General features: G+C 65.9%; 12 protein-coding genes and 1 tRNA gene. 11 read left to right on the top strand and 2 right to left on the bottom strand.

Annotated features, from left to right (window positions below; genetic code table 11):
• Positions 1–34 precede the first annotated feature (34 nt).
• Positions 35–109, bottom strand: a tRNA-Thr gene (locus OZN62_RS10055).
• Positions 110–221: 112 nt separating this feature from the next.
• Between OZN62_RS10055 and OZN62_RS10050 the strand changes: the two genes are divergently transcribed.
• From OZN62_RS10050 to OZN62_RS10005, 10 genes are read left to right on the top strand one after another with little or no spacing between them, the layout of a single operon-like run.
• On the top strand, positions 222–356 hold the full coding sequence (locus OZN62_RS10050) for a hypothetical protein (protein WP_269099515.1): 135 nt from the start codon (positions 222–224) through the stop codon (positions 354–356).
• Between the two features lie 34 nt (positions 357–390).
• Positions 391–1,077 (top strand): 2,3-diphosphoglycerate-dependent phosphoglycerate mutase, encoded by a 687-nt coding sequence (gene gpmA, locus OZN62_RS10045; RefSeq protein ID WP_269099513.1) that lies wholly within the window; start codon positions 391–393, stop codon positions 1,075–1,077.
• A gap of 1 nt (position 1,078) precedes the next feature.
• Positions 1,079–1,567: a 5-(carboxyamino)imidazole ribonucleotide mutase gene (gene purE, locus OZN62_RS10040; RefSeq protein WP_269099511.1), complete on the top strand. Its 489-nt coding sequence runs from the start codon at positions 1,079–1,081 to the stop codon at positions 1,565–1,567.
• A 9-nt stretch (positions 1,568–1,576) separates the two neighbouring features.
• A complete protein-coding gene (locus tag OZN62_RS10035; RefSeq protein WP_269099510.1) occupies positions 1,577–2,635 on the top strand; it encodes a 5-(carboxyamino)imidazole ribonucleotide synthase in 1,059 nt (352 codons plus the stop codon).
• Complete coding sequence (locus tag OZN62_RS10030) at positions 2,635–3,126, top strand: dihydrofolate reductase (protein ID WP_269099509.1); 492 nt, start codon at positions 2,635–2,637, stop codon at positions 3,124–3,126. The genes OZN62_RS10035 and OZN62_RS10030 overlap by 1 nt, the downstream gene beginning before the upstream one ends.
• The gene (locus OZN62_RS10025; protein ID WP_269099508.1) at positions 3,126–4,292 is read left to right on the top strand and encodes a dipeptidase; all 1,167 of its coding nucleotides are present in this window, start codon (positions 3,126–3,128) and stop codon (positions 4,290–4,292) included. The genes OZN62_RS10030 and OZN62_RS10025 overlap by 1 nt, the downstream gene beginning before the upstream one ends.
• Positions 4,289–5,230: a bifunctional riboflavin kinase/FAD synthetase gene (locus OZN62_RS10020; RefSeq protein WP_269099506.1), complete on the top strand. Its 942-nt coding sequence runs from the start codon at positions 4,289–4,291 to the stop codon at positions 5,228–5,230. The genes OZN62_RS10025 and OZN62_RS10020 overlap by 4 nt, the downstream gene beginning before the upstream one ends.
• Positions 5,223–8,090: an isoleucine--tRNA ligase gene (gene ileS, locus OZN62_RS10015; RefSeq protein WP_269099505.1), complete on the top strand. Its 2,868-nt coding sequence runs from the start codon at positions 5,223–5,225 to the stop codon at positions 8,088–8,090. Before OZN62_RS10020 ends, ileS begins: the two co-directional genes overlap by 8 nt.
• On the top strand, positions 8,087–8,653 hold the full coding sequence (gene lspA / locus OZN62_RS10010; protein ID WP_269099504.1) for a signal peptidase II: 567 nt from the start codon (positions 8,087–8,089) through the stop codon (positions 8,651–8,653). Before ileS ends, lspA begins: the two co-directional genes overlap by 4 nt.
• A 5-nt stretch (positions 8,654–8,658) precedes the next feature.
• The gene (locus OZN62_RS10005) at positions 8,659–9,069 is read left to right on the top strand and encodes a DUF3035 domain-containing protein (protein WP_269099502.1); all 411 of its coding nucleotides are present in this window, start codon (positions 8,659–8,661) and stop codon (positions 9,067–9,069) included.
• A gap of 162 nt (positions 9,070–9,231) precedes the next feature.
• Here OZN62_RS10005 and OZN62_RS10000 read toward each other — a convergent pair whose 3' ends face one another.
• The gene (locus OZN62_RS10000) at positions 9,232–10,524 is read right to left on the bottom strand and encodes a hemolysin family protein (RefSeq protein ID WP_269099501.1); all 1,293 of its coding nucleotides are present in this window, start codon (positions 10,522–10,524) and stop codon (positions 9,232–9,234) included.
• A 149-nt stretch (positions 10,525–10,673) separates the two neighbouring features.
• Between OZN62_RS10000 and OZN62_RS09995 the strand changes: the two genes are divergently transcribed.
• Positions 10,674–11,357, top strand: coding sequence for an OmpA family protein (locus OZN62_RS09995; RefSeq protein ID WP_269099499.1), 684 nt, complete (start codon positions 10,674–10,676; stop codon positions 11,355–11,357).
• The last annotated feature ends 2 nt before the right edge of the window (positions 11,358–11,359 follow it).

Raw genomic sequence — 11,359 nt, 5'->3', positions numbered from 1 at the left:
GATGGGCGCGCGGCTGCGCGATCGGAATGAAGAATGGTGCTGCTGGGGAGGATTGAACTCCCGGCCTCACCCTTACCAAGGGTGCGCTCTACCACTGAGCTACAGCAGCATCTGTGTCTTCCGGCCATGCGGTTGGAGACCGGCGGGCGCTATTGTCGCGTCGCCTGCGAAAGTCAAGCCATGCTTGAGGAAAGGCGCGCCTTGCGCCAGATATGCGCCCCATGAGCAAGGATATGTCCCGCGAGGAACGGCTGGCCGAACAATTGCGCGCGAACCTGAAGCGGCGCAAGTCGCAGGCGCGCGCCAAGGCCACGCGCGAATCGCAAGAGCTTTCCAAAAACACCGACGAAAGCTAGGGCGCGCGCTCTTGCTGCAGGAGACCCGATGCCAATGACCAAGCTGATCCTCGTCCGCCATGGCCAGAGTGAATGGAACCTCGCCAACCGTTTCACCGGCTGGTGGGACGTCGACGTCACCGAAAAGGGTGTCGAGGAAGCGTGCGAGGCCGGGCGCCTGCTGCTGGCCAAGGGCGTGCTGCCGACGGTAGCCTTCACCAGCGTGCAGAAGCGCGCGATCAAGACGCTGCACCTGGCGCTGGAGGAATGCGGCCGGCTGTGGATCCCGGAAACCAAGGACTGGCGCCTCAACGAACGCCACTATGGCGGGCTGACCGGCCTCAACAAGCAGGAAACCCGCGAGAAACACGGTGACGAGCAGGTGCACATCTGGCGTCGCAGCTTCGACGTGCCGCCGCCGCCGCTGGAGAAGGGCAGCGAGTTCGACCTGTCGGACGACCCGCGCTACGCCGGCATCGACGTGCCGCAGACCGAGAGCCTGAAGCTCACCATCGAACGCGTGCTGCCCTATTGGGAGAGCGACATCCTGCCGCAGCTGGCCAGGGGCGAGACGGTGATCATCTCCGCCCACGGCAATTCGCTGCGCGCACTGGTGAAGCACCTGTCCGGAATCTCCGACGAGGAAATCACCGGGCTGGAGATTCCCACCGGCCAGCCGATCGTCTACGAGTTCGAAGGCACCACGCCTGTCGGCGAACGCTATTACCTGAAGGACAGCTGAGATGCCTGCACCCGTCGCTATCGTCATGGGCAGCCAGTCGGACTGGCGCACCATGAAATGCGCCGCCGAGGTGCTGGACGAGCTGGGCGTCGCCTATGACGCGCGGATCGTCTCCGCTCACCGCACGCCGGACCGGCTGCACGCCTTCGGCAAGGGCGCTGCGGAGGAAGGCTTCAAGGTCATCATCGCGGGTGCCGGCGGGGCCGCGCACCTGCCGGGCATGGTCGCCGCGCTGACACACCTGCCGGTGCTGGGCGTGCCGGTGCAGAGCCGCGCGCTGTCGGGCCTCGATAGCCTGCTCTCCATCGTGCAGATGCCGGCTGGCGTTCCCACCGGGACGCTGGCCATCGGCGAGGCGGGCGCGACCAATGCCGGCCTGCTGGCCGCCTCGATCCTGGCGCTGGGTGACGAGGCGCTCGCCACCCGCCTGCAGGACTGGCGCGCGGCGCAGACCGAACGGGTCGCCGACACTCCCAGCGATGATGCCTGAGGGGCTGGCATGACCGCGCTACCGCCCGGCTCAACCATCGGCATCCTTGGCGGCGGCCAGCTGGGCCGCATGCTGGCGGTCGCCGCCGCCCAGCTTGGCTATCGTTGCCACATCTACGCGCCCGAGCAGGACAGCGTCGCGGCCGAGGTCGCCGCGAAGTTCACCTGCGCCCCGTGGCATGACCAGGACGCACTGATCGAATTCTCGCGCGATTGCGCCGTCATCACCTACGAGTTCGAGAACGTCCCCGTCGCCCCGCTGGCCCGGCTGCCGCAGGCGATGCTGGCACCCGGCACCCGCGCGCTGGAAGTGGCGCAGGACCGCGTGCGCGAAAAGCGCTTCATCGAGGAAGTCGGCGGTCGCCCCGCACCCTACCTGCCGGTCGACCATGACAGCGAGCTGGCCGGGGCCATCGCCCGCGTCGGCGCGCCCGGTATCCTCAAGACCCGGCGCGACGGCTACGACGGCAAGGGCCAGTGGTCGATCAAGCAGGACCACGAGGCGCAGGGCATCCGCATTCCGCAAAGTGGCTGCGTCTACGAGGAGCGCGTGCGCTTCGAATGCGAGTTCTCGGTGGTGCTGGTGCGTGGCCGGGGCGGCGAAATCCGCTTCTGGGATTCGACCCGGAACACCCACGAGGACGGCATCCTCGCGCACACCGAGCTGCCTGCGCCCGCCATCGTCGGCAGCCAAGTGGAGGAGGCCCGTGCGCTGGCCGGAAAGGTCGCTTCGGCCTTGGGCTATGTCGGCGTGCTGACGCTGGAATTCTTCGCCACCGCGAACGGCCCCGTGTTCAACGAGATGGCTCCGCGCGTGCACAATTCCGGGCACTGGACCATCGAGGGCGCGGTGACGAGCCAGTTCGAGAACCACATCCGCGCCATCTGCGGCCTGCCGCTCGGTTCGACCGAGCGCATGGCGGAGCGCGTGGTGATGGACAACCTGATCGGCGAGGTCGCGCTCGACCTGGTCGGCCACCTGTCAGACGACCGCGCGCACGTGCATCTCTACGGCAAGTCCGAAGCGCGCGCAGGCCGCAAGATGGGCCACATCACGCGAGTCGGCTGATGACGCGTGACGTCCTGTTCATCGTCGCCCGGGCGACCAACGGCATCATCGCCAAGGACGGCGAGGTGCCCTGGGCGATTTCGGAAGACCTGCGCCGCTTCAAGAAGCTGACCATGGGCAAGCCGATGATCATGGGCCGCAAGACCTTCGACAGCCTGCCCGGCGTGCTCCCCGGTCGCCGCCACATCGTGCTGACCCGGCAGGAAGGCTGGCAGGCCGAGGGCGCGGAAGTCGCGCACACGGCCGAGGCCGCGCTGGAGCTGGCCGGAGATGCGGATATCGCCGTGATCGGCGGGGCGGAAATCTTCGCCCTGTTCGACGACGTTGCGACCACCTTCGAGCTGACCGAGGTGTTCGAGGATACCGAGGGCGAGCTGACCATGCCTTCCCCGGCAGACGACCCGACCTGGCGCGAGGTCGCCCGCGAAAGTCGCCCGGCCAAGGACGGTTTCCCGCCCTACGATTTCGTCACCTACGAACGGACCCGCTGATGCGGCGTGTCGCCTACGGCTTCGGCGGCGTGCTGCTGCTGGCGCTGGTCGCCTTCTTCGTCTTCGCGCCGAGCGTGGTGGAACGGCAGCACAACGTCATCGACGGGCTGCCGCTGCCCGAAGTCTCGGCCGAGGCGCAAGCGCTGCACTACACGCTGACCATCGTCGACCTGCATGGCGACACGCTGCTCTGGAAGCGTGACCTGACCGATCCCACCGACCGTGGCCATATTGACCTGCCGCGCCTTGAGCGGGGCAATGTCGCGCTGCAGATTTTCTCCAGCGTCACCAAGACGCCGAAGAACCAGAACTACGACAACAACACCGACGAGACCGACAACATCACCTTGCTGGTGTTCGGCCAGTTGCAGCCGCTGCGCACCTGGACCTCGCTGCTGGAGCGCACGCTCTACCACGGCGAAAAGCTGGAGCGCGCCGTTGCGGCATCGGACGGTCGGATGGCGCTGGTGCGCACGCCGGCGGACATCGTTCCCGTGCGCGCGCCGGACAGTGACAATCCGCCGGTCGCGGCCATGCTGTCAGTCGAAGGGCTGCACAATCTGGAAGGCGCAATCGGCAATGTCGACGTGCTCTACGACGCGGGCGTGCGCATGGCCGGGCTGGTGCACTTCTTCGACAACGAACTCGCCGGATCGATGCACGGTGTCGAGAAGGGCGGGCTGACCCCCTTCGGGCGCGAAGTCATGCGACGGATGGAGGAGCTCGGCATGGTGGTCGACATCGCCCATTGCAGCCATGCCTGTGTGGCCGAGGTGCTGGCATCGGCCACACGCCCGGTGGTCTCGAGCCACGGCGGCGTGCAGGCGACCTGCCCCGTCAATCGCAACCTGACCGATGAAGAGATTCGCGGCCTGGCGGCAACTGGCGGCGTGATCGGCGTCGGCTATTGGCCGGGCGCGGTCTGCGACACCTCGCCCGCCGCCATCGTCGCCGCCATGCGCCATGTGCGCGACCTGGTCGGCGTGGAGCATGTTGCCCTTGGCGGCGATTTCGACGGCAGCGTCACCACCCGCTTCGACACCTCGCAACTGGTGCAGGTGACGCAGGCGCTGATGGAAGACGGCTGGAGCGAGGAAGAGATCCGCGCCGTCATGGGCCTCAACGCCCTGCGCGTGCTGGAGAACGGGCTGGAGCCTGCCGCATGACTCGCCTCTCGCATCGTGACCCTGTCCCCGAAAGCCTGCGCGGCGCTATCATCGCGCTGGGCAATTTCGACGGCTTCCACCTCGGCCACCAGCGCGTGGTTGCCGAGGCGGTCGACTGGGCGCGCGCCGAAGGGCGCCCGGCCATTGTCGCCACATTTGATCCGCACCCGGTGCGCCATTTCGCGCCGCATGTGCCGCCTTTCCGCCTGACCGGGCTCGACCAGCGCGAGGAGCTGTTCACGGCCGCAGGGGCGGATACCATGCTGGTGTTCGACTTCGACGACGACCTTGCCGCGATGAGCGCGACCAGCTTCGTGCGCGATCTGCTGGGCATCCATATCGGCGCGGGCGGCGTGGTAACGGGCGAGGACTTCACCTTCGGCAAGGGGCGCGGCGGCAACATTGATGTGCTGCGCGAGGTCGGGGCCGAGAGCGGCATTGCCACGCGCGCCATCGGCCCTGTGGGCGAAAGCGGGCAGACCGTCTCTTCCAGCCGCATCCGCGATGCGTTGAAGGCGGGCGAATGCGAAGTGGCGACGCGGCTGCTGACCCGCCCGTTCACCGTGCGCGGAACCGTGATTCACGGTGACAAGCGCGGGCGCGAGCTGGGCTATCCCACCGCCAACATGGACATGGGCACATACCTGCGCCCGCGCTTCGGCGTCTATGCGGTGCGGGGCCGCGTGCTCGCCACCGGGCAGGAACTGACGGGGGCAGCGAATCTCGGCGTGCGCCCGCAGTTCGATCCGCCCAAGGAGCTGCTCGAACCCTACTTCTTCGACTTCTCCGGAGACCTCTACGGACAGGAGATCGACGTCTCGCTCTGCCACTTCCTGCGACCCGAAGCGAAGTTCGACAGCCTCGATGCGCTCAAGGCGCAGATGGAACAGGATTGCGAGCAGGCGCGCGACCTTCTAGGTGGCGCGCGCAATGACTGAGAAGCGCGACTACAGAGACACGGTCTTCCTGCCCAAGACCGACTTCCCGATGAAGGCCGGACTCCCGCAGAAGGAGCCGGGCATCCTCGCGCGCTGGGAAGAGGCCGGCCTCTACAGGCAGCTGCGCGAGGCGCGTGCGGGACGCGAGAAGTTCATCCTGCATGACGGCCCGCCCTATGCCAACGGCAACATCCACATCGGCCACGCCCTGAACAAGGTGCTGAAGGATGCCGTGGTGCGCACGCAGAGCCTGCTCGGCAAGGACGCGCCCTACGTGCCGGGCTGGGACTGCCACGGCCTGCCGATCGAATGGAAGATCGAGGAAAAGTACCGCAAGAAGAAGAAGAACAAGGACGAGGTCCCGGCCAAGGAATTTCGCCAGGAATGCCGTGAATATGCCGCCGAATGGGTCGACGTTCAGCGCGAGCAGTTCAAGCGGCTGGGCGTGATCGGGGAATGGGACAAGCCCTACCTCACCATGGCGCCCGAGGCAGAGGCAGGCATCGTCGCCGAATTGCTGAAGTTCGCCGAGAGCGGCCAGCTCTATCGCGGCGCCAAGCCGGTGATGTGGTCGCCGGTTGAAAAGACCGCACTGGCCGAGGCCGAGGTCGAGTACGAGGACATCGTCTCGACGCAGATCGACGTGGCGTTCGAGATTGTTGAATCGCCGATCGAGGAACTGGTCGGCGCGCACGCGGTGATCTGGACGACCACGCCGTGGACGATCCCGGTGAACCAGGCGCTCGCCTATGGGCCGGATGTTGAGTACGTCGTCTATCGCTCTGGAACCAAGAAGATCCTCGTTGCCCAAGAGCTTTGGACCCAGTTTGCGGCACGTGTTGGCGATAGCCCTTGGTTGTCAGAAGGCGACGGCTGGAGCGTAACTTGGGTCGGCAAGGGCTCCGACCTCGCCGGCACGATCTGCCGCCACCCGATGCACCACCTCGGCGGGTTCTTCGCCGAGCCGCGTCCGTTGCTGGCGGGCGACTTCGTCACCACCGATAGCGGCACCGGCCTCGTGCACATGGCGCCGGACCATGGCGAGGACGACTTCGACCTGTGCAAGGCAAACGGCATCAATCCGAAATTCGTGGTCGACGACGACGGTCGCTACCGTGAGGATTGGGGCTGGCTGCCGCGCACCGACGAACGTTCCGGATCGGTTATCAATCCCAAGTTCAACGCACCGGACGGGCCAATCTGCGAAGACCTCAAGGCCGCTGGAGCTTTGCTCAGCGCGTCCGCAGATTATCAACATAGTTATCCACACAGCTGGCGCTCGAAGGCCAAGGTCATCTTCCGCTGCACGCCGCAATGGTTCGTGCCGATGGACATGCCCGACGCCATCGAACACATCGACACCACCGCCGAAGCGCGCTGGGAAAGCGAAGGTGGCGCACAGGAACCGCGCAAGACGCTGCGACAGACGGCGATGGCTGAAATCGCGCGCACGCGGTTCGTTCCAGCCAAGGGCAAGAACCGTATCGGCTCCATGGTCGAAGGTCGTCCCGACTGGGTGCTGAGCCGCCAGCGCGCCTGGGGTGTGCCGATCACGCTGTTCGTGCACCGCGAAAGCGGGGAATACCTCGTCGACCAGGCGGTGAATGCGCGCATCGTCGAAGCTATCAAGCAGGACGGCGTCGACGCCTGGGACGAAAGCAATGTCGCCCAGTTGCTCGGCCCGGACTACGACCCCGCCGACTACGAGATGATCACCGACATCCTCGATGTCTGGTTCGATTCGGGCTCCACCCACGCCTTCGTGCTCGAAAGCGACAACTGGCCCGACCTGCAATCGCCTGCCGACCTCTACCTTGAAGGCTCTGACCAGCACCGAGGCTGGTTCCAGAGCTCGCTGCTGGAAAGCTGCGCCACGCGCGGCCGCGCGCCGTACAGGCAGGTGCTGACCCACGGCTTCACCATGGCCGCCGATGGTCGCAAGATGTCGAAGAGCCTCGGCAACACCATCGATCCGCTGAAGGTGATGGAGGAATACGGCGCGGACATCATCCGGTTGTGGGCGCTCTCGGTCGATTTCACCGAAGACCACCGGATCGGGCCGGAAATCCTGAAGGGCGTGGCTGACCAGTATCGCAAGCTTCGCAACACCTTCCGTTACATGCTCGGCGCGCTCGGCGGCTTCGACGACAGCGAGCGCGTCGACGTGGCCGAAATGCCCGAGCTGGAGCGTTACGTGCTGGCCCTGCTGGGCGAACTGGACGCCAAGCTGAAGCAGGCCGTCGAGGACTACGACTTCAACGATTACACCCGCGCGCTGGTGGATTTCATGAACGAAGACCTCTCGGCCTTCTTCTTCGATATCCGCAAGGACCGGCTCTATTGCGATGCGCCTGACGGGCTGGAACGCCGCGCCTATCGCACCGCTCTCGACACGCTGTTCCAGGCACTGATCCGCTATGCCGCGCCGGTGCTGGTGTTCACCGCCGAAGAAGTGTGGAGCACCCGCTACCCCGACGGCGACAGCGTGCACCTGCTCGAATGGCCAGAGATTCCCGCCGTCGATGCCGACACCGCGCGCTGGGACAAGCTGCGCTCCTTGCGTGAACGCGTCACCGAGGCGATCGAGCCACTGCGCCGCGAGAAGCAGATCCGCTCCGGCCTCGAAGCTGAAGTCGTGGTGCCGGCCGGTGCCGTGTCCGAAGGCTTCTCCGCCGACGACCTGGCAGAGCTGTTCATCACCGGCACCGTCACCCTGGGCGAGGGCGATGCGGTGAGCGTCACCAAGTCCACCGATGCCAAGTGCGGGCGCTGCTGGCGCCTCCTCCCCGAAGTGGAGGAAGACGGCGACCTGTGCGGGCGCTGCACCGAGGTCGTCGCCGAACTGGACGCAAAAGCATGATCGCGAACCGCAAATTTGCCCTCTACGGCCTGCTCACCGCCGTGGTCGTCTTTCTGGCCGACCAGTGGCTGAAGTTCCACGTGGTCGAGAATCTCGGCCTGCGGAATATCGGTGACCATTACCCGCTGCTGCCCTTCTTCGATTTCACCCGCACCAACAATTACGGGGTCTCGCTCGGCATGTTCGAAGCGACGAGCATGGAAATGCGCTGGATCCTGGTGGCCGTGACCGCCGCCATCGCACTGGTGGTGCTGGTGTGGATGCTGCGGGAAAAGAGCCTGGGAGAGATCGTTCCGCTCGGCCTGATCCTGGGCGGCGCGGCGGGCAATATCCGCGATCGCGTGCTTTACGGATATGTCATCGACTATGCCGACTTCCACATCGGCACCTTCCGACCGTTCCTGATTTTCAATGTCGCGGATGCGGCAATCACGGTCGGTGTGGTAATTATCCTTGCCCGCGCCTTGTTCATACGCGAGAAACCAGCCATTGAGCAGGACACCGCCGACATGGGAGTGCCGCTCGACGAAACGACAGCGGCCGAGAAGAGCCCGGAGAATTGAATACCATGCGTAACCTCACCCGCGCCATCGTTGCCAGCACGGCCGTGCTGGGCCTGACTGCCTGTGGCGGCATCAACATCGGCGGGCGCGATCGTCCGGACGAATTCGCCGTGCAGCGCCAGGCACCGCTGGTGATTCCGCCCGATTTCCATCTCGTCCCGCCCGCTCCCGGCGCCCCGCGCCCGGTCGAAGGCACCGCCTCGCAGCAGGCGCTCGAAGCCCTGTTCGGCGGCGAAGCCCCGCGCAGCGCGGTCGAAACCAGCGCGCTGGACCAGGCCGGCGAAGCCGAGCCGGGCATCCGCTCCTCCGTCGGCGATGCGCAGACTTTCACGGTCGACAAGGGCACCGCGACCCAGGCCATCATCGCCGCACCCGAAGGTGACGGCCAGGCCGCGCGAGCCGTGATTCCGGGCTAACGCCGGGAATAACCTTTCCATTCTTGGTCCCTCAGACGCCGGGCGCGAGCCGTCCGGCTCGCTTGGCTTCGGCCTGACGACCGGTCCGCCAGCAGCGGGCGCAGCTTGCTGCGCGTCTAGCGAGGACGAAGCCGCGGATGCGGCTTCGAAAGACAGACAATCCTATTCCTGGGATACCAGCAGCTTGTCGATCTTGCGGCCGTCCATGTCGACGACCTCGAATCGCCACCCCTGGTCGCTGAAGTGCTCGCCTTCCGAGGGGAGGTGCTTGAGCACGTAGAGCGCGTAACCGGCAGCGGTGGCGAACTCCCGGTTTTCCGGCAGTTCCAGGCCCAGCTTCTCGGCCAGGGCATCGGCCGATAGCGCTCCGGAGACGAGCAGCGAGCCGTCCTCGCGCTCGGTTACCATGGGCGTGTCGCCCTCATCCTGGTGGCTGGCGAAATCGCCGGCGATGGCGCTCAACAGGTCCGCCGTGGTGACGATGCCGTCGAGATGGCCGTATTCGTCATGCACCATGGCCATGCCGGTGCCCGATTGCTGCAACACCCGCAGCGCATCCATGGCATCGAGCTGGTCGGGCACGACTTCGGTCTTGCGCAGCAGCTCATCGAGCACGAGCGGCTGCCCGGCCACCAGCAGGGCCAGCACTTCGCGCACCTTCACCACGCCCAGCACCTTGTCCGGCGAGCCTTCGGCGACCGGCAGCAGCGAGTGCGGCGATTCGGCGATGGTGGTGCGGATCTCTTCCTCGTCGGCATCGACATCCAGCCAGTCGACCTCGACGCGCGGAGTCATCAGTTCGCGCACCGGGCGATCCTGCAGCCGCATGATGCCCGACAGGATGGCGCGCTCCTGCTCCTCGATCACGCCGGTGCGGGTGGCATCGGCGAAGATCATCTGCAGCTCCTCGGCGGTCAGGCGATGATCGCCCTTGTGGCGAATGCCGAGGGCGGACAGCAGCAGGTTGGACGATGCATCGAGCAGCCAGACGAAGGGCGCGGTGACGCGCGCCAGCAAGTCCATCGGCCGCGCCATGACCAGGGCGATCGGCAAGGCGGCACGCAAGGCCAGCTGCTTGGGCACCAGTTCGCCCACCACCAGGCTGAAATAGGTCGTCAGGCCGATCACCAGCGCGAAGCCGGCATTGTTGGCGGTATCCTCCTCCAGTCCCAGCAGGGCGAGGCGTTGGCCCACCGGCTCGCCCAGGGTCGCGCCCGATACGGCACCGGCGATGATCCCGATCAACGTGATGCCGATCTGCACGGTGGAGAGGAACTTGCCCGGCTCCGCCGCCAGCCGCATCGCCACTTCGGCGCTTTTGCTGCCTTTCTCGGCCGCCATGCGCAGGCGTGCAGTGCGCGCGGAAACGATGGCCAGCTCCGACATGGCGAAAACGCCGTTGAGCACGATCAACGAAGCGAGCGCGGCGAGGTAATGCCAGGGAAACGGGCTCATCAGGATTCCGGCGCTAGCAGGTTTGGCGGCACTGGCAAAAGCCCTTGAAAACATCCATTCACGGAACGGCAATCATGCTTCGGCGTTTATGGGATGGCACGGCCAGCCACTCGCGACGGTGGTCTGCTCAGATTCTAGGGAAGGACGACATGAAAATCAAAAAGATCCTCGTTTCGACGACTGCAGCACTGGCGCTGGTCGGCACCACCAGTGCCTGCGTCACGGACCCCAATACCGGCGAACGCCACATCTCGCGTACCGCCATCGGCGGCATCGGTGGCGCGGGCCTGGGTTACCTGCTCGGCGGCCTCGTCGGAGGCAAGACCGCGCGTATCGTCGGCGCCGGCATCGGCGCCGCTGCGGGCGGTTACGTCGGCTATCGCATGGACGAACAGATCCGCGAGCTGGAAGAAGTCACCGCCGGCACCGGCGTGGACGTGTCGGAAACGCCGGGTGGCGACGGCATCCTGCTCAACTTCCCGGACGTCACCTTCGCGGTGAACTCCACCACCATCTCGCCGCAGATGCGCACCACGCTGGACGGTGTCGCGCAAAGCATGATCGACTATCCGAACTCGCTGATCGACGTGATGGGCCACACCGATTCCACCGGTAGCGAGCAGTACAACCTCGACCTGTCGCGCCGCCGCGCCGAATCGGTCGCCAATTACCTCGTCTCGCGCGGCGTTGCCCGCGCCCGTATCGAGACCATCGGCTATGGCGAGCAGTATCCCATTGCCGACAACTCGACCGAAAGCGGCCGCGCGCAGAACCGCCGCGTGGAAATCCGCATTACCCCGATCACCGAGCAGGACGTCGAAAACGCGTACTGATC

Origin of the sequence: Aurantiacibacter sp. MUD11 (genome assembly GCF_026967575.1) — a bacterium.
GTDB lineage: Bacteria > Pseudomonadota > Alphaproteobacteria > Sphingomonadales > Sphingomonadaceae > Alteraurantiacibacter.
This window is presented reverse-complemented; position numbering and strand designations above follow the sequence as displayed.

Coding starts and splice junctions, on each gene's coding strand:
- OZN62_RS09995 (WP_269099499.1), top strand. CDS start 10,674: ATGAAAATCAAAAAGATCCTCGTTTCGACGACTGCAGCACTGGCGCTG.
- ileS (WP_269099505.1), top strand. CDS start 5,223: ATGACTGAGAAGCGCGACTACAGAGACACGGTCTTCCTGCCCAAGACC.
- lspA (WP_269099504.1), top strand. CDS start 8,087: ATGATCGCGAACCGCAAATTTGCCCTCTACGGCCTGCTCACCGCCGTG.
- OZN62_RS10035 (WP_269099510.1), top strand. CDS start 1,577: ATGACCGCGCTACCGCCCGGCTCAACCATCGGCATCCTTGGCGGCGGC.
- purE (WP_269099511.1), top strand. CDS start 1,079: ATGCCTGCACCCGTCGCTATCGTCATGGGCAGCCAGTCGGACTGGCGC.
- OZN62_RS10025 (WP_269099508.1), top strand. CDS start 3,126: ATGCGGCGTGTCGCCTACGGCTTCGGCGGCGTGCTGCTGCTGGCGCTG.
- OZN62_RS10000 (WP_269099501.1), bottom strand. CDS start 10,524: ATGAGCCCGTTTCCCTGGCATTACCTCGCCGCGCTCGCTTCGTTGATC.
- OZN62_RS10020 (WP_269099506.1), top strand. CDS start 4,289: ATGACTCGCCTCTCGCATCGTGACCCTGTCCCCGAAAGCCTGCGCGGC.
- OZN62_RS10005 (WP_269099502.1), top strand. CDS start 8,659: ATGCGTAACCTCACCCGCGCCATCGTTGCCAGCACGGCCGTGCTGGGC.
- OZN62_RS10050 (WP_269099515.1), top strand. CDS start 222: ATGAGCAAGGATATGTCCCGCGAGGAACGGCTGGCCGAACAATTGCGC.
- OZN62_RS10030 (WP_269099509.1), top strand. CDS start 2,635: ATGACGCGTGACGTCCTGTTCATCGTCGCCCGGGCGACCAACGGCATC.
- gpmA (WP_269099513.1), top strand. CDS start 391: ATGACCAAGCTGATCCTCGTCCGCCATGGCCAGAGTGAATGGAACCTC.